The organism is Ancylomarina subtilis (assembly GCF_004217115.1).
Taxonomy (GTDB): domain Bacteria; phylum Bacteroidota; class Bacteroidia; order Bacteroidales; family Marinifilaceae; genus Ancylomarina; species Ancylomarina subtilis.
Genome location: NZ_SHKN01000001.1, coordinates 1,299,948 through 1,322,831, shown reverse-complemented (window position 1 = coordinate 1,322,831; position 22,884 = coordinate 1,299,948). Strand labels below are relative to the sequence as shown.

The 22,884-nt window shown below is 37.2% G+C and carries 23 protein-coding genes; 17 read left to right on the top strand and 6 right to left on the bottom strand.

The annotated features are described in order from the left end of the window. The first annotated feature begins 573 nt into the window (after window positions 1–573). From rfbA to EV201_RS05330, 8 genes are all read left to right on the top strand, one after another. Window positions 574–1,452 (top strand): glucose-1-phosphate thymidylyltransferase RfbA, encoded by an 879-nt coding sequence (rfbA, locus tag EV201_RS05365; protein ID WP_130306354.1) that lies wholly within the window; start codon window positions 574–576, stop codon window positions 1,450–1,452. A 79-nt stretch (window positions 1,453–1,531) separates the two neighbouring features. Further along, window positions 1,532–1,912: a GxxExxY protein gene (locus EV201_RS05360; RefSeq protein ID WP_130306353.1), complete on the top strand. Its 381-nt coding sequence runs from the start codon at window positions 1,532–1,534 to the stop codon at window positions 1,910–1,912. Window positions 1,913–1,991: 79 nt separating this feature from the next. Beyond that, the gene (gene rfbC / locus EV201_RS05355) at window positions 1,992–2,540 is read left to right on the top strand and encodes a dTDP-4-dehydrorhamnose 3,5-epimerase (protein WP_130306352.1); all 549 of its coding nucleotides are present in this window, start codon (window positions 1,992–1,994) and stop codon (window positions 2,538–2,540) included. Between the two features lie 36 nt (window positions 2,541–2,576). After that, window positions 2,577–2,933, top strand: coding sequence for a four helix bundle protein (locus tag EV201_RS05350; protein ID WP_207224394.1), 357 nt, complete (start codon window positions 2,577–2,579; stop codon window positions 2,931–2,933). 179 nt (window positions 2,934–3,112) lie between these two features. After that, entirely contained in the window at window positions 3,113–3,988 is an 876-nt protein-coding gene (rfbD, locus tag EV201_RS05345; protein WP_130306351.1) for a dTDP-4-dehydrorhamnose reductase, read from the top strand. Window positions 3,989–4,039: 51 nt separating this feature from the next. Further along, window positions 4,040–4,420 carry a GxxExxY protein gene (locus EV201_RS05340; protein WP_130306350.1) on the top strand — a complete coding sequence of 127 codons (381 nt, stop codon included), beginning with the start codon at window positions 4,040–4,042 and terminating at the stop codon, window positions 4,418–4,420. 43 nt (window positions 4,421–4,463) lie between these two features. Next, window positions 4,464–5,510: a dTDP-glucose 4,6-dehydratase gene (gene rfbB, locus EV201_RS05335; RefSeq protein WP_130306349.1), complete on the top strand. Its 1,047-nt coding sequence runs from the start codon at window positions 4,464–4,466 to the stop codon at window positions 5,508–5,510. Between the two features lie 55 nt (window positions 5,511–5,565). Further along, window positions 5,566–5,919 (top strand): four helix bundle protein, encoded by a 354-nt coding sequence (locus EV201_RS05330; RefSeq protein WP_130306348.1) that lies wholly within the window; start codon window positions 5,566–5,568, stop codon window positions 5,917–5,919. 102 nt (window positions 5,920–6,021) lie between these two features. Here the strand turns inward: EV201_RS05330 and EV201_RS05325 are convergent, their stop codons facing one another. Together EV201_RS05325 and EV201_RS05320 are read right to left on the bottom strand one after the other, a co-directional pair. Beyond that, entirely contained in the window at window positions 6,022–6,417 is a 396-nt protein-coding gene (locus EV201_RS05325) for a class II SORL domain-containing protein (protein WP_207224393.1), read from the bottom strand. Between the two features lie 172 nt (window positions 6,418–6,589). Beyond that, window positions 6,590–7,219 (bottom strand): peroxiredoxin, encoded by a 630-nt coding sequence (locus EV201_RS05320; RefSeq protein ID WP_130306346.1) that lies wholly within the window; start codon window positions 7,217–7,219, stop codon window positions 6,590–6,592. Window positions 7,220–7,590: 371 nt separating this feature from the next. Here EV201_RS05320 and EV201_RS16650 point away from each other — a divergent pair, with 371 nt between their 5' ends. Further along, entirely contained in the window at window positions 7,591–9,858 is a 2,268-nt protein-coding gene (locus EV201_RS16650) for an NADP-dependent malic enzyme (protein WP_130306345.1), read from the top strand. Window positions 9,859–9,968: 110 nt separating this feature from the next. Beyond that, the gene (locus EV201_RS05310) at window positions 9,969–10,574 is read left to right on the top strand and encodes a trimeric intracellular cation channel family protein (RefSeq protein WP_130306344.1); all 606 of its coding nucleotides are present in this window, start codon (window positions 9,969–9,971) and stop codon (window positions 10,572–10,574) included. Between the two features lie 41 nt (window positions 10,575–10,615). Here EV201_RS05310 and EV201_RS05305 read toward each other — a convergent pair whose 3' ends face one another. Next, window positions 10,616–11,017 carry a hypothetical protein gene (locus EV201_RS05305; protein ID WP_130306343.1) on the bottom strand — a complete coding sequence of 134 codons (402 nt, stop codon included), beginning with the start codon at window positions 11,015–11,017 and terminating at the stop codon, window positions 10,616–10,618. A 246-nt stretch (window positions 11,018–11,263) separates the two neighbouring features. On the opposite strand from EV201_RS05305, the gene EV201_RS05300 reads away from it, so the two are divergent. Together EV201_RS05300 and EV201_RS05295 are read left to right on the top strand one after the other, a co-directional pair. Then, window positions 11,264–11,641 carry a DUF7670 domain-containing protein gene (locus tag EV201_RS05300; protein ID WP_130306342.1) on the top strand — a complete coding sequence of 126 codons (378 nt, stop codon included), beginning with the start codon at window positions 11,264–11,266 and terminating at the stop codon, window positions 11,639–11,641. 166 nt (window positions 11,642–11,807) lie between these two features. Continuing rightward, a complete protein-coding gene (locus EV201_RS05295; RefSeq protein ID WP_130306341.1) occupies window positions 11,808–12,977 on the top strand; it encodes an adenylate kinase in 1,170 nt (389 codons plus the stop codon). A 42-nt stretch (window positions 12,978–13,019) separates the two neighbouring features. Here the strand turns inward: EV201_RS05295 and EV201_RS05290 are convergent, their stop codons facing one another. Both EV201_RS05290 and EV201_RS05285 read right to left on the bottom strand, forming a co-directional pair. Further along, on the bottom strand, window positions 13,020–13,397 hold the full coding sequence (locus EV201_RS05290) for a hypothetical protein (RefSeq protein ID WP_130306340.1): 378 nt from the start codon (window positions 13,395–13,397) through the stop codon (window positions 13,020–13,022). 23 nt (window positions 13,398–13,420) lie between these two features. Continuing rightward, complete coding sequence (locus EV201_RS05285) at window positions 13,421–15,655, bottom strand: alpha-L-rhamnosidase-related protein (RefSeq protein ID WP_130306339.1); 2,235 nt, start codon at window positions 15,653–15,655, stop codon at window positions 13,421–13,423. A gap of 161 nt (window positions 15,656–15,816) precedes the next feature. Between EV201_RS05285 and EV201_RS05280 the strand changes: the two genes are divergently transcribed. The 5 genes from EV201_RS05280 (at window position 15,817) to EV201_RS05260 (ending at window position 21,416) form a co-directional block, all read left to right on the top strand. Further along, entirely contained in the window at window positions 15,817–16,494 is a 678-nt protein-coding gene (locus EV201_RS05280; RefSeq protein WP_130306338.1) for a Crp/Fnr family transcriptional regulator, read from the top strand. Window positions 16,495–16,693: 199 nt separating this feature from the next. After that, window positions 16,694–17,986: a spondin domain-containing protein gene (locus EV201_RS05275; RefSeq protein ID WP_130306337.1), complete on the top strand. Its 1,293-nt coding sequence runs from the start codon at window positions 16,694–16,696 to the stop codon at window positions 17,984–17,986. A gap of 220 nt (window positions 17,987–18,206) precedes the next feature. Further along, complete coding sequence (locus EV201_RS05270) at window positions 18,207–18,665, top strand: hypothetical protein (RefSeq protein WP_130306336.1); 459 nt, start codon at window positions 18,207–18,209, stop codon at window positions 18,663–18,665. A 147-nt stretch (window positions 18,666–18,812) separates the two neighbouring features. Next, on the top strand, window positions 18,813–21,032 hold the full coding sequence (locus tag EV201_RS05265; protein ID WP_130306335.1) for a TonB-dependent receptor: 2,220 nt from the start codon (window positions 18,813–18,815) through the stop codon (window positions 21,030–21,032). A gap of 69 nt (window positions 21,033–21,101) precedes the next feature. Then, a complete protein-coding gene (locus EV201_RS05260) occupies window positions 21,102–21,416 on the top strand; it encodes a heavy-metal-associated domain-containing protein (RefSeq protein ID WP_130306334.1) in 315 nt (104 codons plus the stop codon). 115 nt (window positions 21,417–21,531) lie between these two features. Here EV201_RS05260 and EV201_RS05255 read toward each other — a convergent pair whose 3' ends face one another. After that, complete coding sequence (locus EV201_RS05255; protein WP_130306333.1) at window positions 21,532–22,587, bottom strand: zinc metalloprotease; 1,056 nt, start codon at window positions 22,585–22,587, stop codon at window positions 21,532–21,534. Between the last annotated feature and the right edge of the window lie 297 nt (window positions 22,588–22,884).

The window sequence follows — 22,884 nt, the reverse complement described above, 5'->3', positions numbered from 1 at the left end:
AAAAAGAGTCAATTAAAATTATGAATGATGATTTTCACATACTAAAGCTTTCCCCTTTCAGGGAACTGGAGCCAAGGGAATTCGACAAAGTCCATTGAAGGGGGGGGAGCCGAGTTAATGAGCTCGTTCAAGTCCATTTCCTCTCAGGCTCGTTGACATGTTAGTGGTTTAAATTATTTTCTTGATAAAACCATCTCCCCCGATCACGATCGGGTATTCCTCCTTTCCTTCGACTCCGCTCAGGGACCAGGAGGAGAAATAAAGACGTTTTTTTATTTTTTGGCAACAAAAGTAAATGCCAGCCCTTTTTAGAGCTGACTTTCAACTTTTATCTTGGTTTTCATTTAACCATCTTTGTCCGCCGTAGCAGTTTATTGGCGAAGGAGGTTTTTACTTTAACCTTTAACCTTGTTTCCTTTCTCCTTTAACCTTTCTTTCCTTTGCCCTTTATTCTTGTTTCCTTTCTCCTTTAAGCTTATTAGAGTATATTTGTTGATACATAAAAAATTATTAGATAGCTTGTATCGATTAGTATAAAAAAGAAAATTACAGTTATCATCTAATACTCTAAGCATGAAAGGAATCATACTAGCAGGTGGATCAGGAACCCGTTTGTATCCCATTACCAAAGGGGTGTCGAAACAGCTTCTGCCCATTTACGATAAACCCATGATCTATTACCCACTTTCGGTTTTAATGCTGGCAGGTATTCAGGAGATACTAATTATATCTACCCCTGAAGATTTGCCTAATTTCATTAAACTACTGGGAACAGGAGAAGACTTGGGATTGCAACTGTCCTATAAGGAGCAGCCCAGTCCGGATGGTTTGGCACAGGCTTTTATTATTGGGGAAGATTTTATTGGGGAGGATTCGGTTTGTATGGTTTTGGGCGATAACATCTTTTACGGTCAGGGCTTTACCCAGCTACTGAGCCAGGCGAGACAAAATGTGGAACAAAAAGGCGATTCAACCGTTTTTGGATACTATGTGAATGATCCCGAGCGATATGGCGTTGCAGGTTTTGATGCTGAGGGGAATGTGACTTCGATTATTGAAAAGCCTGAGAATCCCTTATCCAACTATGCGGTGATTGGTTTGTACTTTTATACCAATGATGTGATTCAGGTTGCTAAGGGGATGAAACCTTCTGAACGTGGCGAGTTGGAGATCACCTCGGTGAATCAGCACTATCTGGACAAAGGCAAACTAAAAGTGGAATTGATGGGGCGTGGTTATGCCTGGTTGGATACGGGCACACATAAATCCTTATTGGATGCCAGTCAGTTCATCGAAACCGTTGAAACACGACAAGGCCTCAAAATAGCCTGTTTGGAAGAGATTGCCTACAAGATGGGCTACATCACAGCAGAACAACTGGAAAAATTGGCAGAACCCTTAAGCAAGAGTGGCTACGGCGAATACCTACTGAAGTTAATTAAAGAGAAATAAGCGATTATTTTCTAACTCCTAATTCTAACCACAGATTACACAGATTCGCACAGATTTTTCATTTTAATATTTGGATCAGATGGCTGATAGTAATTTTTTATTTAAGAGTGAGTGTTATAAAATTATTGGTTGTTGCATGGATGTTCATTCTAACTTGGGCTGTGGTTTTTTAGAAGCTGTTTATCAGGAAGCATTAGAGCTTGAATTTATTCGTCATTCTATTGCATATGAGAGAGAATCTCAGATAGATATTTATTATAAGGGGATTGTATTAGATAAAAAATATTACTCAGATTTTGTCTGTTATGACGAAATTGTTCTAGAATTGAAAGCTGTAAAGTCTTTGGAAGAAATACACTCAGCACAGTTGATGAATTATTTAAAGGCGACTGGTAAGAAAGTGGGTTATCTAATTAATTTCGGATCAACGAGTTTAGAATATAAACGTTTTATACTTTAATCTTTGATAACCAAACTTGCGAGCTTGATGAAGTTAATCTGTGTTAATCTGAGTCATCTGTGGTAGAAAAATAAAAACTATGCAATTTATAAAAACAAATATACCCGATGTCGTTATTATTGAACCCAAGATCTTTGGGGATGATAGGGGCTACTTTTTTGAATCTTTTAATCAGAAGGTATTCGAAGAACATATTGGGCAGATCAACTTTATACAGGACAATGAGTCCAAATCATCAAAAGGAGTATTGAGGGGCTTACACTTTCAGAAGCCACCCTATACCCAATCGAAACTTCTACGCTGTATCGAAGGAGAGGTTTTAGACGTGGCTGTGGATCTCCGTCAGGATTCCCCGACCTATAAACAGTATCTATCGGTCGTCTTGAGTGGAGAGAATAAGAAACAGGTTTTTGTTCCCAAAGGCTTCGCACATGGCTTCCTGGTTTTGAGCGAAACAGCTACCATTGCTTATAAAGTGGATGAGTATTATGCCCCCGATTACGACTCCGGCATCGCATGGAATGATAAGGAAATCGCAATTGATTGGGGAATGAATGAAGCAGCTATTCAATTGTCTGGCAAAGACAAAGAACTGAAGCCTCTTGTTGAAATCGAAAATCCGTTCTAAAGGATAAATTAAGGAAAGTATAAAGGTTAAAGTAATATGATCGAGATGGAAAACGATTTGCAAAAAAGGTTCTTCGAATTTTCAGTTGATATTATCAAAGAAGTTAGGGTATTACCCACTTCTCGTGAATATAATGTGATTTCTTATCGGATACTAAAGTCTGCAACATCTGTAGGTGCTAATTATGAAGAAGCTCAAGTTGCTGTTTCTAAAGCTGATTTTTCGAATAAAATTGGAATTTCGTTGAAAGAAATACGTGAAATCAATTATTGGATAAGAATAATTATTGAAATTTCCGAAGAGAATACGAATTGGATTAATTTAGAATCAGAATCCAAAGAATTAATGAAAATTCTGGGCTCTATTTATTCTAAATGCTCAAAATCGAGATAATCAGCTTATCCTTTGGTTGCTGAGCTTGTCGAAGCATACTTTACACTTGTTTCACTTTAACCTTTATCCTTGAATAACTTTATCCTTTTAACTTTATACTTGAATAGCTTTAAACTTTAATATACTTTAGGCAATAGCTCTCGAATATAAGCGTTCTATATTTTTAATTCGTCGAAACTATGTCATCAAATAAAATACTCGTTACCGGCTCTACAGGCCAACTCGGTTCTGAAATAAAAGCACTCCGCTCAAACTATCCTGATCTGGAGTTTGTGTACACCAACTCTTCGGATTTGGATATTTGTAATCAGGTTCAGTTGAATGAATTTGTGAAAGATGCAGGCTTTACGGGCATCATCAATTGTGCAGGCTATACGGAGGTGGATAAAGCTGAGCAGGATGCGGGGAAAGCAGGTTTGGTTAATGCCAAGGCTGTGGGGCATTTAGCGGCTGTCGCTCAAAGGTATCAGCTGAAGCTGATCCATATTTCAACGGATTATGTTTTTGATGGAACGGCTAATCGTCCGTATACCGAAAGAATGCCGGTTTGTCCATTAAGTGCCTATGGCAAGACCAAACGCGCGGGTGAAATGGAGATCATGTATTCCCCTTCGAACTCGATTATAATCCGAACATCCTGGATGTATTCGTCCTTTGGAAACAATTTTGTGAAGACCATGATGAAATTGGGAAAGGAGCGAGAGAGTTTATCGGTTGTTTACGATCAAATTGGCACACCGACTTATGCGAGAGATCTGGCTCAGGTCTGTTTGAATATGATGAGTCAGTCAGGGCGTATTGATAGGAAAGGGAAATTGTATCATTATTCCAACGAGGGCACTGCTTCCTGGTACGACTTTGCTCAAGCTATAATGGACTTGGCAAAAATCGACTGTCAACTTAAACCCATCGAATCAAAAGATTACCCAACAGCAGCCAGACGGCCAGCCTATTCTGTGCTGAATAAGGAAAAAATTAAAGCCGATTTTGGAATTGAAATTCCATATTGGCGGAATTCGCTTAAAGCTTGCCTGTCAGTAATTGAAAATACTTAAACCACAGATTACTCAGATTCACACAGATTTTTAATATTTAAATTGCATCATATGGTTGATAGTAATTATTTGTTTAAAGATGAATGTTATAAGATTATTGGATGTTGCATGGATGTACATTCAAATTTGGGATGTGGTTTTCTTGAATCAGTTTATCAGGAGGCTTTGGAACTGGAATTTATTCGTAATTTTGTTCCATATGAGATGGAGACTCCAATAGATATTCATTATAAGGGAGTCGTTTTAGATAAAAAGTATTATTCTGATTTTATATGTTATAATGATATTATTCTCGAGTTAAAAGCTGTAAAATCAATTGAAGATATTCACGTTGCCCAGTTGATGAATTATTTAAAAGCAAGTGGAAAGAAAGTGGGGTATCTTATTAATTTTGGATCTGTGAGTCTGCAATATAAACGATTTATAATTTAATCTGCGAAAATTTGTGTCATCTGTGGTTCATAAAAAAAATACAATGAGAAATATCTTGATAACTGGTGGTGCTGGTTTTATTGGATCACACCTTGTTCGTTTGTTAGTCAATAAATATCCCGACTATCGGATCATCAATATGGATGTGCTGACCTATGCCGGGAATTTGGCCAACTTAAAGGATATTGAAGACAAAGCGAATTATGAATTCGTGAAGTGTGATATTTGCGATTTTGAAAAGGTACAGAAGGTTTTTCTGGATTATCAGATTGATGGGGTCATTCATTTGGCCGCTGAATCACATGTTGATCGTTCGATTAAAGATCCCTTTTCATTTGCTCAAACCAATGTGATGGGCACCTTAAGCCTTTTGCAAGCGGCAAAGTTTGCCTGGGACGGGCATTTTGGTGATAAATTGTTCTACCATGTTTCCACAGATGAGGTTTACGGTTCTTTAGGTGAGGATGGTTTTTTCTCAGAAGAAACAGCTTACGATCCGCACTCGCCCTATTCAGCATCGAAAGCATCTTCTGATCATTTTGTACGATCGTTTCAGGATACCTTTGGTTTGCCAACCGTTATCTCTAACTGTTCGAATAACTATGGTTCGTATCAGTTTCCTGAAAAATTAATTCCATTGTTTATTAACAACATTTGCAACAATAAGCCACTTCCGGTTTATGGTAAAGGAGAGAATGTGCGCGATTGGTTATATGTCGAAGATCATGCTCGTGCCATTGATGTCATTTTTCACAAAGGAAAAATAGGGGAGACCTATAATATTGGCGGCTTTAACGAATGGAAAAATATCGATCTGATTAAGGTGATGATCAAAACGGTTGATCGATTGTTGGGCAGAGAAGAGGGCACTTCTGAAAAGCTCATCACTTATGTGACCGATCGTGCAGGACACGATTTGCGTTATGCGATTGATTCAACCAAGCTGAAAGAAGAATTAGGCTGGGAGCCTTCACTCCAATTTGAAGAAGGCATTGAAAAGACCGTGAAATGGTACCTTGAAAATAGTGAATGGTTGGAGAATGTCACTTCAGGAGCGTATCAGAAGTATTATGAGGATATGTATAAGTAGATCCGGTCTAAAAGTTGAAAAGGTCAGAAAAGTCAAATAGTCTAATATTGATGAGATGGCAAAAATTGAAAAGTTTGAGGATTTAAAAGTCTGGCAAGAGTCACGTCTTTTAGTCAGTTTGGTATATGAATTTATGAGTACCAATAAGGACTATGGTTTTAAAGATCAAATTCAACGCGCCTCTATATCTATAATGAATAATATTGCGGAAGGTTTTGAACGAAACTCAGATGCTCAATTTAAACGTTTCTTGGACATTGCAAAAGCTTCATGCGGTGAAGTTAGGAGTATGCTTTATTTAGCAGAAGATCTCAAATATATTACTGTTATCGAAGCAGAAAATCTGCGAAACAGATGTTGCTTTTTATCTGGAAGCATTAGTAATTTAATGAAATACCTTCGTAAATAAGATTCATTTTTTTATTTTGACCTTTAAGACCTTTAGACTTTATCTAAAAATAGCCCAACCGTTTAGAACAGCTGGGCTAATTTTATATTCTGAATTCGTAGATTAAGCCTCAACAGCCACTTTTTCTACTTCAACAATTTTTTCATCTGAATGCCAAAGACCGTGCTTTGTACAGAAAGCTGCAGCAGTCAATTTCATTTTCTTACTAGGAACGATATAGAAATCTACTTCAGCTTGATTTGGTGTGCTACCTAGTGCACCAGCAGTGAAGTTAGCTTGAGCCAACATGTTTTCGCCATCCCAAAGCTGTACCCAGGCAATATAATGATCGAAATCATCAGGATGTGGATAAGCATCACCAACTTTTACCTTTACTGTAAATTTCTCACCCGCTTTGGCTGAATCCTCACAGTGTAGAAATGCTGAGTGACGATCGATATAATCTTTTTTAGCTTCTCCTTCGATTGTTGTAATATCCTGATATCTGTTAATTTTCATAATTTTGTTTCTTTTTGAGACTTAGAGATACGCCCTATTGATCCTGAGAAAATTCTGTCTGATCATTAAAGTATCGCATAAAGCGTATCTCTAAGAATTATTTTTTTGATTAAGTTTTATAATGTGACGATACATAAGATCGTCAGTTTCGTCGTAAAATTAATGGAATTTTTTATTTGCTTAAATATTCCGATACGCTTTCTTGAGTAGCTTCCATCGCTTTTTCGCCTTTGTTCCAGTTAGCAGGACATACCTCACCAAACTCTTCGAAATGCTGTAACGCGTCAACCATACGAATGGCTTCATCTACACTTCTTCCCAATGGAAGATCGTTGATAACTGAATGACGAACCACACCGTTTTTGTCAATTAGGAAAAGTCCACGGTAAGCAACAGGAGCACCCGTTGAAATCGCATTGCCTTCCTCATCGTAATCGTAGTCTGAAGCTAAAACACCAAAGTTTTCAGCAATAGTTTTCGAAAGGTCAGCTACCAATGGGTAAGTCACACCTTTAATTCCACCTTTGTTTCTTTCGGTGTTTAACCATGCGAAGTGAGAAAATTCAGAATCAACTGAACAACCTACAACGGCAACATTACGCTTTTCAAATTCTTCAAGTTTATCCTGGAAAGCAATCAGCTCTGTTGGACAAACAAACGTAAAGTCAAGTGGGTAGAAAAAGAAAACAACTTCTTTTTTTCCTACAAATTGTTCCAATGAGAAACCTTCAGTAATTTGATTTCCGTTTAATACTGCGTTAGCCGTAAATGCAGGGGCTTTTTTTCCGATTAATGATTGCATTGTATTTAGATTTTAAGATTTATTATTCTGTTATTGTTTACGATTACAAATGTATATTGAGTGAATCTAACAGCCAAATTATATTAATCAATAATCTTTATGCCTATATCGAGAAATTTAATACTTGACACTTATAACTGTGATAATGAGATCAGCGAAAACACGGAGTTCTCAAGTTAGTGAAATCATTCTAAAAAGGGAAACTTTCTTTCCTGATTTATACGTAGATTTGCAAAATCTTTGAAAGGCTTAGTTTTATAGATTATCTTTAGACATAAAGTGGTCGTTTACTGAATACTAAGATTCTTTTAAGGATAATTTCCAAACTTAAAACAGCTCATATTTTGAGCAAAAACAACAACCATACAGTTATGTCTAAACAAAAGTCAACTGACGCATTAAATTATCATTCAGAAGGACGCCCCGGGAAAATTGAGGTGATCCCTACGAAACCCTACAGGACTCAACGTGATCTATCATTGGCATACAGCCCGGGAGTAGCAGAACCTTGTCTTGAAATTGAAAAAAATCCTGAAGACGCTTATCGTTATACAGGTAAAGGAAATTTAGTTGCCGTAATTTCAAACGGTACAGCAGTTTTGGGCCTTGGAGACATAGGCGCATTGGCAGGGAAGCCTGTTATGGAAGGGAAAGGCCTTCTCTTTAAAATATTTTCTGATATCGATGTATTCGATATTGAGGTGGACGCGACGGATGTTGATAAGTTCATTGAAACAGTAAAAGCGATTGCCCCAACTTTTGGGGGGATCAATCTCGAAGATATCAAAGCGCCAGAGTGTTTTGAAATTGAGGAGAGACTGAAAGCGGAACTGGATATTCCGGTGATGCACGATGATCAGCACGGAACGGCTATTATCTCAGCTGCAGGTTTATTAAATGCTCTTGAGCTGGGGAATAAGAAGATTGAAGATGTAAAAGTCGTTGTAAATGGGGCCGGCGCAGCTGCCGTATCTTGTACAAAACTTTATATTTCTTTGGGAGTAAAACCTGAAAATGTCGTGATGTGTGATAGCCGTGGGGTGATCAACGCGAAGCGTACAGATTTAAATGAGCAGAAAAAGCAATTCATTACCAATAGAGATTTAAATACTTTAGCCGAGGCTGTGGTTGGATGCGATGTGTTTTTAGGTCTTTCAGTTGGCGGTGCGATGTCAAAAGAGATGGTTGCATCTATGGCTCCAAATCCAGTTGTTTTCGCCTTAGCCAATCCGGATCCTGAGATCGATTATGATGAGGCTATGGAAGTTCGCGATGATATTGTCGTTGCTACCGGTCGTTCAGATTATCCGAATCAGATTAATAATGTATTGGGATTCCCTTATATTTTTCGTGGAGCACTGGATGTTAGAGCGACTGCGATCAACGAAGAAATGAAAATTGCTTCGGTTCATGCTATCGCTGAGTTGGCCAAAGAACCTGTTCCGGAGTCGGTGCATGCAGCATATGATGAGGCGAATATCACCTTTGGTAAGCACTACATTATTCCTAAGGCTATGGATCCTCGTTTGGTTTCTCGTGTAGCCGTAGCTGTAGCTAAAGCTGCTGTTGATTCAGGCGTTGCCCGAAAAACCGATATGGATTGGGATGCTTATGCTGAAGAATTGAAAATGAGATTGGGTACCGAGAATGAGTTATTGCGTACCATCTTTAACAAAGCGAAGAAAGCACCGAAGCGTGTTGTATTCCCTGAAGCAAACAACTTTAATATTCTTAAAGCAGCTCAAATTGCACTTCACGAAGGGATCGCGAAACCTATTTTGTTGGGTAATAACGAAAACATTCAGCGGTTGGTTGAAGAAAATGATCTTGACCTTGAAGGTGCGGAGATTATCGATATCCGTTCAGAAGCTGAGCGCGCAAGAAGAACGCGTTATGCGGATGTGCTTTGTGCGAAACTTGGACGTAAAGGTCTTGTGCACAAAGAGGCTGTTGAGAAGATGTTCGATCGCAATTATTTTGCAGCTACCATGGTTGAAGTGGGTGAGGCCGATGCCTTTATCTCGGGTTACGCAACCCGTTATTTCGAAACTTTGAATATTGCTGAAAAAGTAATTGGTAAAGAAAAGGGAATGAAGACGCTGGTGGGAATGAACATTGTAATGACTAAGAAAGGACCTCTTTTCTTTGCAGATACCACCGTAAATTCAGAACCAACATCAGAATCATTGATTGATACCACATTGATTACTGCACGTGCGGTTAAGAAATTCAATCAGGAGCCTGTGATGGCCATGCTTTCCTATTCGAACTTTGGCGCTGTGAAAAAGGGAAGTCCTAAACGTGTGCATAAAGCAATTGAGTCGCTTCATACAAATCATCCGGAATTAGCTGTTGATGGCGAGATGTTACTGAACTTTGCAATGGATAAGAATCTTCGTGATGCGAATTTCCCATTCAACAAGCTTAAAGGAAAAGATGTGAATACACTTATTTTCCCTAACTTAAGTTCTGGAAACATTGCTTACAAGTTGATGCAGGATCTTGGTGATTCCGAAAATATCGGACCCATTATTCTGGGAACAGCCAAGCCTTTTCACGTGGTACCAATGGGTTGTACCGTTCGCGAATTGATTAATATGACTGCAATTGCAGTCGTTGATGCACAAGAAGAAAAATAAAACGATTTTCGAACTGATTCGATAATCAACTCTTAAAAAGACGCATATAAGGAGCCTCCCGATTCAATTGGGAGGCTCATTTTTAAATCATTTAATCCTTAACGATCGTTATGTCTGTAATTTACGCCCTCGATTTAATCGGAACTTTTGTTTTTGCAATTTCCGGAACACTTTCGGCTGCCAATAAGAAACTCGATTTGTTCGGCGCTTTCTTTACCGGATTTATAACGGCAATAGGCGGTGGAACGTTGCGTGACCTTATTTTGGGCAACTTTCCCGTGGCATGGATTTCTGATTTGAATTATTTACTGGTGATTACTCTTGGAGTGATAGCAACATTTCTGTTTAAGAATATGATTATGCAGTTGAAGCGTACCCTCTTTCTCTTCGATACGATTGGAATAGGGGTGTTTACAATTATTGGCATAGAGAAAGCCATTTCTTTATCTATTCATCCTGTACTGGCAATCATTATGGGCTTGTTTTCAGCTGTAATGGGTGGGGTTATTCGTGATACTTTATGTAATGATATTCCATTAATCTTCCGCAAAGAAATTTATGCAGTGGCCTGTATTGTGGGGGGATTGTTATTCTTGATTTTAAAATATTTGCATGTAGATCCTACAGTCAATCTTTTTGTGACGGTTATCTGCATTATCGTATTCCGATTGTTTTGTATTCGTTACAAGCTGAGCTTGCCTGTATTAAAATATTGAGAATAAAAAACGAGTTCATGAGAACTCGTTTTTTTTTATGCTTAACTCATTGAGATGAGATTGTCTAAGTCGAGATATTTACCGGCATCTTTGCCAAAAGATTCAACATCCTTATTTGTGATACGATAGGTGCACTTTTCACCATAGGTTCCCGAAAACAGGATTTGCATTTCGTTATCTTCTTCATCCTGCATGATAATACCAAAGAGATTATTATGAACCTTATGTTTCTTTAGGTTTGCGCTACAGGACGGGCAGTACATGTTTACTTTTTCACCAATTTCGATATTAAACGAGGGGTGTTTTAAGACGGTATAGTCGCCCAGTTCCATACTAAAAAGAAGAATTCCTTTTTCTTTTTTACTGTTTTTTGCAGCAATAATGATTTTATCGCCAACATTTAAAAAGCTTCGACAGTGTGGACAGATGTAATTTGCTTTCATAAGGCCCTATTTTTAGATTTCAAATAATAGTTTGCTGCTGTTTATTTATAATTCTATAAAAAAGATAAGGCGAAAAAAGCAGAAAGTCAACAATAATTAAGATTCAATGCTTTAACTCAGATTTATATTGTCCGTTTATTTGACTTATTTAATTATTATTAATAATATGCAGATCAGATATTTTCAATTTTTTAATTATTCATCTATATTTGGGAAAGATCACAACCAGTCTCTAAACTAAGAATAATGCAGAAACTCCTCACCGTAATTTTTCGTTGGTTAGCACGTCTTTTAGGGATTTTTCTTTTCCTCTTTTTTGCATGGTTTGCTATTGAGTTTGGTATTGATGATCCCAACAAGATGAGTCCGCATTTGCTGAAACTCTTTTATTCACACATGTTGATGATGTTTGCTCTCGTTTTGGTATGGAGGTTTGAATTATTGGGTGGGTTAATATTGGTCATTGCCTACTCTTATTTTTCCGTTATTAATCATACGTTTTGGACGAATCCCATTTATCCCATTTTTTTCCTGATTGGTTTATTGCATCTTTTGTCCTGGTTTTTCAGGTATGGTTTGAAACTCTTTAAGAGGAATTTTTCACCTCGATATTTGTTTAGGTAAGCTTGAAACTTCACTGTTTTGAATCTGCTTAATCTGATTTGTTTGAGAATGAGACATTAAATGGAGCTGTTCTGTTTCATATAAAATCAAGAAATTATATGTAGGCTTCTCTTTTTTTTCTAATTTTGATTTCATTAATACTACAAACACTCATTAATATCTACGCATGTTAAATATAGCATTATTCGGCCCTCCAGGAGCTGGTAAGGGAACTCAATCAAAAATGCTGGTTGAAAAATACAACTTGGCTTACATCTCTACTGGTGATATTTTAAGAGCAGAAATTGCAGAAGGCACTGAACTTGGACTTCAGGCTAAGGATATCATTAAAAAAGGGGGATTGGTCCCTGATGAAATTATCGTTCAGATTATTGAAGAGAGAATTACGGCAAATACAGATGTTAAAGGATTTCTATTCGATGGTTTTCCACGAACAACAGTTCAGGCCTATATTCTTGAAGGTCTATTGCTTAAGTTGAATACAAAGCTTGACTGTATGTTGAGTTTGGAAGTTCCTCACGATAATTTAAAAAATCGTCTTCTTAAACGTGCCGAAACCGAAAATCGCTCGGATGATACAGAAGAGGTGATTGATGTTCGACTGAAGGAGTACGAGACTAAGACATCGCCCGTTGCTGAGTTTTATAAGGAGAAGGATATCTATCATCCTATTGATGGAATGGGAGATATTGATGAGATTTTTGGACGTTTAAAGGCTGTTGTCGATCAGACTCTTGAACGTTCATGGATGAATATGGTTCTTTTAGGCCCTCCGGGTTCAGGTAAAGGAACCCAAGGACGCATGTTGGCTAAGAAATTTAATCTGGTTTATATTTCAACAGGTCATTTAATGCGTCAGGAGATTAAGAAGGGAACTGAAATGGGGATGAGTGCTAAGGAATATATCGAAAAAGGAGATATCGTTCCGGATGAGATTGCCATTAAGTTGATCGAGCGTCAGATTAAAATACATTCTGATGCTAATGGTTTTATTTTTAAGGGATTCCCTCGTACCATTGTTCAAGCCTATATTCTTGATGGCTTGTTGAGACGTATGCAATCAACCATTACGACAGCTCTTGAACTTGAAGTATCAACTCTGGAGTCGATTAAACGTTTGGCTGCTCGAGGTAAAACCTTTAGTCGTAGAGCTTATGATGCGGATACTGATATTATTATTCACCGATTGGAACAATATGAAAAACGCAGTTCTAAGGTAAGTGAATACTATTCTAAGCAGAATAAACATCAGGTTGTAAATGGTGTTGGTACTGAGGAAACTATTTTCGATAATCTATCTCAGTCTGTCAGTGAGGCTTTTAAGACAATTCGATAAGCATCGATTATATACAACATATAAAATCCTGATTCATGCGAGTCAGGATTTTTTCTGTTTAAATTCAATGAGTTCTATGGGAGCTCCCTTGTGTTTGATCATGGCTACTCTAACTTGATCCATGGGTGAGTTAGGAGGGGCCAGTATTTCAAACGCATGCTTTTCAAGTTCCTGATCCAGATCCTCAACTTCAAAAGCCAAATGGGGGACGGTTTTGATTAGTTCATGCATGGGGCTGTCATCTTCGAATCGCATCCATTCTATACCAAATGGGCTTTCGGGAAAACCAGAGACGTAAAATTTAAATTGAGGTAAATAGCGTTCATCAGGCATCATCTTGCTTGTTGGAATTCCCAGATGGTGATATTTCCAACCCCATTTTTCAGTTACCAGAGGCTGTTCATGTTCTTTTCTGTTCATATCAAAAAATGTATAAGCTTGGTCTAGTTTGTTTTTACGATTCGAATTTGATCAATTAAAGCAGAAGTGTTTTTGATATTTCTATTCTTATTAAATGTTTCCCGTTTTAAACTTAAATCGTTGGTTCCTTTATCCAAATTGATTTTGATGGCATTTGTGTAACCCCAGTTTGTCCAATCGTTTTTACCTCTCTGAGGAAAAACAACAGTACCCAAATAGTCATTCGAGACCCATAAACTGCGAGTTGCACATTGATTGTTACTGGTTGTGGACCCATTGCCATTGGCGTATTTAAAATCGATAAAATAGGTTCCCTTTTCTTTTACTTTGATCTTAAAGATAAAATTCGAGTGGTTCTTATTATCGAGTGTGACGTATGGTTTTTTCAGAGTAGTAAACCACTCGGCTTCTATGAGTTGACTTTCTCCTCTGCGATAGACACGAATTGGTGAGCTTAAGAATGATTTATACCTGTTTTTATCAATGCTTTCGATTTGGTAGCTGCAATTATTTTTAGTTTTTGGGAGCCTGAAAATAGTATCTCTGGTCTCTTGAATCATTTTGCCGTTGCAATAAATATTGTATTCTCTCACATTATTATTGTGTTGCCAAACCAAACTCGAATCAATTAAATTAACTTTCGGCGTTTCAGGCGAATAGACATTATCCCTTACTTTTATTTTTGATTTATAAGAAAGGCTGTTGTTCATTTCAATAACAATTCGATGATGGCCTTTAAGCCTACCTGAAACCACATTTTCATTGAGAGGGAAACTATCAATCATGAATGAATTGACTTTATTTCCAAAACCTAAAATCTGAATATCCAGTGTTGAATTTCGATACTTTAGATTCTTAATATTGAGTTCGCCTTTAAATTCTCGTGGAATATAGGGGCTTATTTTTAGCTGATCTTCCTGAAATTTCAAGCCAAATAAAACTCTGTAAATACCTGATAAGGAGCCAGCAATACTCCAAAGCTGGCGATTCGAATTAATTGCTGTCCCTTTAAAATCGCCTGTTTCAGCTAGCATATTTTCCTTGTTTGTTAGGAATAAGGCTGATGATCGGATTAAAGCTGCCAAACCATGATTGACGGATTTGTCATTATCAGTTTGGGTAGAGGCCCAATTCCAATAAGCTTGTACAAATGGCCAAATGCTAGTGTTGTGATAGGGCGGAATATTCGGTATTTGAGGATAAAAACAAGGTACCCCAAAAGGCAATTGAACGGTATTGTTTATAATCTGTTCTTTCTGTTCATCATTGGCAATATTAAAGAGGATGCAAAGGCTTTGTCCTAAATATTCCATTCGCTCGGAAAGCAGAGGGGAATAGGCATTGTATTTAAATTGCGCATAGTACTTTTTGTTCTTTATCCAGAATTTCTCGTTAATGCTTTTTTTAAGCGCTTCAGATATGTGTTCGTATTTTTGACTATCCCGGTTTAGAACCTTACCCATCTTGGAGAGGACAACCAGATTTTGATAATGTACAGCCTGAGTGCTTAAGGAAAATGCACTGTATATATCTTTGGCATCCATCCATTGTGGATAGCTCTGTTCACGCCAATCGAGAAAAGAGGATTCACCCTTGAATAGATGTTCGTTATAATCCCACACAACATTGAGATCGTCTTCAGTTGATCTTTTGATGATTGTATAAGCTTTTTTGAGCCATTGTTTGTCTCCTGTACTGAGATAAACTTCCCAGGCTGCAGTTGACCAAATCATTCTGTCCGAACTGATGGGCCAGGAGCCACCTGTTCCGGGATCCTGAATAATTTTGCCATTTTTCACCTTATGCATCAGGCTTCTTTTTGATATTTCAGGATTGGTAATGGCTAAGGCTAAAATGATGCTATAACTGATGTCTCGTGTCCAAACGCCTTTCCACTTTTCTCCGGTATCGAATAAACTATCCGGATTAATATTTTGCTCTAATTCTTCAAGAGATAGATTGTATATGGCATTTAGAATCTGAAAATCGGATTCAAATTTAGGGTAATGCGAAAGATCTTTTGTGAGACGCCAGTGGAGTGTATCCTTGATGGACATTGTGCTGTCAATAGGATAATTCGAAATAAGATGCGTGGAACTTAAGGCTTTGGCAAAATAATCGCCTTGCTTAACGGCATCAGGAAATACTTTATATTCTTTTGAATGAAACAGATTGATCTGAGTAAAATCACAACTAGAAATCAAAACAAAACAAATAACTAAACTAAAGTATTGTATGAATGAAATGTGATGTTTCATAGTTAAGTTTTGGTTTAAGTTTAAAGATAGTTGAAAATGATGAACAAAAAAATTGTGTAAAGGGCTGAATGACTGCGTTTATACTGATTCCGAAAAGTTATTAATCTGTGTATTCAATCAAAAATGTATTAACTTAAGGTAATCAAAATTGAAATAAACTGATGAAAGATAATATTTGGTGTTTTGAGCATGTAAATTTATATCATATTCTATGTCCTCATAAGTTGAAAGAATATGAACAGGATCATTTTAAGACTTATAAAAGTGGTGATTTTATTTATTTTCCTGGTGATAGGTCTCAGAAGATATTCATGATAAGTAAAGGAAAGGTGAAGATAGTTTCATATAACAAAGATGGGGATGAGGTTGTGAAAGCCATTCTGGGTAAAGGGGAAATCTTCGGTGAAAAAGCAATTTTGGGATCAGACAAAAGGGTCGATTACGCGCTGGCTTGTACTGAACCAACTCAGCTTTGTCCGATGGAATTGCCTAACATGTACAAATTAATGCGTGAAAATGAAAAGTTTGGTTTATCGATTTATAAATTAATAGGTTTTAGAATTAAGAAGATGGAGCGTCGGTTTGAATCCCTTTTATTTCAGGATGTCAGAACACGTTTGTGTGAGTTTATAAAAGAATTGGCTGAAGAAAATGGCGTAAAGAGAGGAGATGTTATACGCCTGACACATTTTTACACGCAAAAGGATTTTGCTGATTTAATTGGAACAAAACGCGAAACGGTTACGCGTTTGTTCAACGAGTTAAAACATGAAGGGGTGATTGATTATTCCAGAAAGGAAATACAAATACTCAACTTTGACAAACTCTCAATGAGGTAATAAAAGCTGTTAATAAGATCTGAAATTGAATAGTAAAGAGCTGCAATTGTAATGATTGCAGCTCTTTTTTTTAGAAAAAATAGCCATATGTGATGCAGCTTACATTTTAAGGTAAGCTGATGTTCTACTTTTGAATAAAGATCTTAGCCATAGGTCTCGATGATTAAATTCATAATTGAAACTTATAAAATTTAGAACTATGAAAAAATTAATTTATGCTACAATGGTCGGCATCTTGTTGCTTACTGCATGTAATGATGATGATGACGACAACATGATGACACCTGTTAAAAAGGGGACTTTTACAGTGAAGATTGAGAATATCCAAATGGGGAAGGCTTTTTTTAATTCGGGAACGACAGATGGTATTGGACCGGGAGTGACCTATTCCTTTAGTTTCGATGCCGGAAAAGGAGCCAGGCTTTCACTGGCAACCATGCTGGCACAAAGCAACGACTTGTTTTATGCTTTTGGTGATGAGGGAATTGCGCTCTATGATGGGAGTGGCGATGCAGTTGTTGGTGATGTAAGCTCTGATTTAATGCTTTGGGATGCAGGAACTGAAGTCAATCAAATGCCGGGAACTGGAGCCGATCAGGCACCACGTCAATCAGGTCCCAATACGGGAATGACAGAAAACAGTACGGTAAAATTAGTTGCAGATGTGAATGATGGTTATACATACCCACCCGTATCTGAAGTTATAAAAGTTGAGCTGGCACATGATGGAGGCACGGAATTTACAGTAACAATTACAAATTTATCCGATATGTATGCCTTTCAATCGCCTTTAGCACCAGGTGTTTGGGTTGTTCATAATGACGGAATGCCTTTGTTTACCGTGAATTCAGCTGCAGCCAATGGTTTAGAAGGGCTAGCTGAGGATGGAACAAATGCTGAAATGGCAACTTATTTAGCCGATATGAGTGGTTATGTAACGCCTATTGCTCCGGGTGTTTTTGCGATTAGTACCCAAGGTTATCCATTGTTCGAAGAGGGTAAAATTGATTCCGGAGCAGGATTAGAAGCTTTAGCTGAGGATGGTAATCCTGCAGATTTAAATGCGAGTCTGGATGGTGCGATGTACATTCAATCTCATGGTGTCTATGCAATACCTAATGGGGAAAGTGCTGGAGGCCCCTTATTTCCTGGTAAATATTTTGAATTTAGTTTCGAAGCACAGGAGGGTGACTATTTCAATATCGCTTCCATGTTAGGACAATCAAATGATTTATTCTTTGCTTTTGATGATTGGGGAATAGCCTTGTTTAAAAATGGTATTGCTCAAACTGGTGATGTAACCAGTATGCTTAAAATTTGGGACGCAGGTACCGAAGTGAATGAGTACCCAGGTGCGGGTAATAACCAGGCTCCCCGTCAGTCTGGTCCTAATACCGGAACAGCGGAATCAAAAGCTGTGATGGAAGTTGATAACGAATTTGTTTTGCCATCGGTAGAACAATTAATAAAAGTAACCATTAGTTTCAATTAGACTTTCTGAGTTTAATTTGAATTAGTTGGGGAGTCATTCATAGGGCTCCCCTTTTATTGTTTTATAAGGGGGATTAAAAAGGACTTAAAATAAATAGTGCTCTTAACAAATATTAACAGATAAATAACATTTTAAATTCACCCATAATCTATTTTTGAGGGTCTTTAGAAATAGAACAAGTTAAGTTTGTTCATGCTTTTAAAATGATGATAAGTATTTAATGAAAAAACAATTTCGAAATACAGTTTCAATTTTCCTGTTGGTGTTTTACCTGGCAGGATTTTGTGGTTTGAATTTGTTGAAGCATTCTTGTTTCGCATGTCATCAGGATGATTACCATTTAATTTATGATTTGGATAAATGTGGTGATGAGATGCATGTTTGCGAAGCAGATCCTCGTCCTCATTTTATTCATGTCGATGGCGATTCTTCACAGGCGCATTATGTGGAGGTGCCTTGTTGTATTCTGGAATTAATTTATTTAAAGCATAGCCCCCAAACTTTGGTTAAGCAAGTCGTGAAATCACCTCTGATTTCGAGTCTTGACTTGTTCCAATCCTCCTATTTGCAACTGCATCAGATCTATGATGCAAGCAAGGACAATAGAATTGATTATCTGAGACAGATAGTTGAACCTCCTGAAATAACGCAGGATTTATTGTCCTGTTACCGTTGTTGATTCCTTCATTCTTCTTCAATATCAGCTTATAACAGGTTTTTTTATATGAGCTGAAAAAAAACTTAACTCACACAAGTCAATTTATGTGTAGGTTGGAATACTATATTGTGTTTTAGCCTATCATATAGAATAAAATATGATTGTAATATGAAGCGAATATTAATACTATTCCTCTCATTACTTCCTTTGTTTTCAATTGCCCGAAATTTTGAAGGAAGAATTGTTGAAAAATTATCAAATGAAAAACATGTGCCTCTTCCTGGTGCCTCTGTTTTTTGGAAGAATACAACGCTGGGAACTGCTACTGATGCCGATGGACGGTTTAGTTTAAACGAATCGCCAAAATCAGGCGTTTTGGTTGTACAGTTCGTGGGATACGAGACACGTGAAGTAGAGGTGACAAACTTTAAAGACAGAGAGATTCTTATTGAGTTATCACCCAATATTGAGTTGGATGAGGTTGTGGTTTCGAAGCGAAAAGCGGGGACTATTATCGATAGAGAAAATCCAATACAGTCACAAAGTATCACAGGTGCAGAGCTCTGTAAAGCGGCTTGCTGTAACCTGGCAGAAAGTTTCGAGACCAATGCTTCTGTCGATGTATCATATGCCGATGCAGCGACGGGTGCAAAGTCAATTAAACTACTTGGACTGACTGGTAAATATATTGAAATGATGACTGAAAAGAATCCCAATTTTAAGGGCTTGGCTTCAGTTTATGGAATGGTATATGTTCCTGGTCCATGGATGGAATCCATACAGGTGTCAAAAGGTGTTGGTTCGGTCGTGAATGGTTTTGAATCCATAACGGGACAAATTAATATCGAATATCAGAAACCTCAAAATGCACCTAAGCTTTATCTGAATGCTTATGGCAATAGTATGGGGATGTCAGAGGGAAACCTGATCACAGGGCTTAAATTTAGCGATAAGTTATCCTCATCAATTTTGGCACACGGGCAAGATAATATGCGGGAAATTGATCACAATCATGATCATTTTCTTGATGATCCTATGGTGCGTCAGTATAATTTTGTAAACCGATGGCACTGGAAGCCTAATAAGTATTGGATTACTCAGTTTGGTGTCAAGTTTATCGATGAGCAAAGAATTGGTGGGCAGAAAGGATATGATGAGACTAAGACCAATGATATCAATAATGCTTATCGGATTAATATTGATACACGTCGTTACGAGGCATTTGCAAAAATTGGTTATGTTTTTCCTAAGAATGATGACCGCAGTATCGCCTTAATTACAAATTTTTCATCCCATGAACAAAAGTCATTTTATGGTTTGAGGAACTACGATGCAAATCAAAAGTACTTATATGCCAATTTGTTGTTTCAATCTTATATTGGCAATCTAACACATAAATATACGGCTGGATTATCTTTTATATACGACGATTTTAATGATAAATTGATTGGAAATAAGGTCATCGGTACGGATAGACATGAGAAAATTGCCGGAGCCTATGCCGAATACACATGGTTGCCATCTGATGAAATCACTTTGCAGGCCGGATTGAGATACGATCACAATTCAGTTTATGGTGGTTTTATGACACCTCGTTTACACTTTAGATATCAATTTGCTGAAAAATCGACTTTACGTATAGCAGCAGGTAGTGGTCGTCGTACTGCAAATGCGATTGCTGAAAATAGTTTTCTGTTGGCATCAAATAGAGAGTTTAATCTTGCTTCTGATTTGAAACAAGAGTCAGCTTGGAATTATGGTTTGAGTTTGACACAATACTTTAGTCTTTTGGGGCAGGATTTTACAGCATCAGCTGATTTTTATCGCACTGAATTTAACAATCAGGTGATTGTTGATGTGGATCAAAGTGTTAATCAAGTGAATTTTTACAATCTAGATGGACAGTCTTATGCCAATAACTATCAGTTTGAATTAAAGTTTGAACCTTTTAATCGATTAGATGTGACCACAGCGATTCGTTTCTCGGATGTGAAGGCAACGATTAACAAAGAATTGCAAAAAGTTCCTTATGTGAATCGATATAAGGGCCTGGTAAATCTCTCGTATTCTACAAATATGAATATTTGGCAATTTGATTTTACAGCACAGTTTAATGGTGACATGCGTATCCCATCAACAGCAAGTAATCCTGCTAAATATCAGCGACGGGAGGAATCTCCGGCTTACACGATGCTCAATGCACAAGTAACCAAGCGATTTCGAATTTGGGAAGCCTATGTGGGGGTTGAGAATTTAGGTAATTACACACAAAAGCACCCAATAATTGCAGCAGATCAGCCTTTTGGCGAAAATTTTGACGCCTCTATGGTTTGGGGACCTATTCAGGAACGTAAGTTTTATCTGGGATTACGTCTGACTATCGAATAGTTTTATTTCGTGAATCCTAATTATATCATAGCTGGAGAGAGTTATTACTCTGGCAAAATACAAATAATAATGAAAAACCTAATTCAGAATTTAAAGAAGGCTACTCTGGCCATCGTTATCATTTTAATGACCACAGCGACTTTTGCTCAGAAACAAGAGATAAAGAAGATTGAAACAGTTGTTTTCAATGTTGAAATGGATTGCCAGGGCTGTGTGAAGAAAATTGAGAAGAATATCCCTTTTGAGAAAGGAGTTAAAGATTTACAAATTGATTTCAAAAATCAAAAAGTGACGCTTAAGTATAAGACTAAGTCAACCACTAAAGAAGCGCTTAAGCAAGCTATTGAAAAATTACAATTTAAAGTGACTGAGGTTAAGAAATAGACTCATATATAATGAATTGACTAAAGCGGTTTCTCTCAATTGAGAAATCGTTTTTTTTTACAAAAAAAGGCGCCACAAGGGCGCCTTTAGCTGAATTTTAATAAAGCAATAGAGCTTACTGTACAAATGATTCTCTTGTTCCACCTGTTCCAAAGATAGCTCTCATTCTATCATTCTGTCCGTTTGTAAACATATACATGCAGTTATCATCTACATAATCCATGTAGTTCATAGTCATGTCATTAGTTCTACAGTGTACAGTAGGATATGAAGGACAACCGTAGTTAGCACGGTCTGAACTAGGTGTATCAGCTACAAAGTCATCTTGTCTGCAACCACCATCACCCCAAATGTGACGTAGGTTCAACCAGTGACCAACTTCGTGAGTTGCTGTTCTACCATGACCATATTGACCACCAGCAGCATTTTCACCGAAGAAATCGCTACCAATAACAACACCGTCAGTATCTAATTCACCACCAGGAAATTGAGCGTATCCTAAGATACCACCACCAATTTCGCAAACCCAGAAATTCAGGTTGTGAGCAGGATCAACTGCGTCCATACCACCTAGGTTTGAATGCTTCATTTCGTCATTTGTTCCCCAAGATGTTCTAGTTGAAGTTTTTCTGTTTACACCTGCTAAAACAAATGTAATATCAACGTTAGCTACAGCATTGTTGAATTCACTAGGTACGCCACCTGTAGCAGGGTTCATATCATTATAGTCCTCATTTAAGATTGCAATCTGAGAATTAATGTGAGCCTGAGTTACTGGATGGTTAGCATCCTCAAGAATGTTCACAATAACTGGAATAGTAATACTTCCTTGATAAGGAGTAGGACCAGTAGTTCCACCACCACCTGGTTTCTTTGAGCTTGCATTTGAGCTTTTAGCTGCAATTAGCTTTCTCGTATGTTTCTCGATATTATACATACGGTTTTCTAAGCTAGGATTTTCTTTTAGTTGGCGGTTTAATACTTTCATACTACCACACTGAGGACCATGAACGTGTCCTGATTTTGTAGTGTTATCATCACTAGTGTATACATAGAAGTCACTCATGTCTACACTTACTTCTTGTTGGTCGGGTTTAATCTCATTCGCATTGTTTTGACATGATCCTAAAACCAGAGCCAAACATGCTACTGAAAGAAAAATTCTTTTCATAAATAATTTGTTTTGGGGTTAAAATTTAAATTTAGGTTTATTAAAATTCGACCGAATATAGGGATTGTTTTTTATAAAACTAAATAGGTCGTTTCATTTTTCATTCATAAAACATGATATTTCTCATGTAATTTTTTCTGTGTTGTACTGTTTATAAGCTGTGCGATGATTTTAATTTTTTTTTATTTTTTTTTGAGTGTTAAAAAAGTTTAAAATGATTTTCGATAAATGATAAGTTTTAGTTGTGGAATGAATTTAAATGCTTTTGGGTGATCATTTTTTTATTGTATAAATATT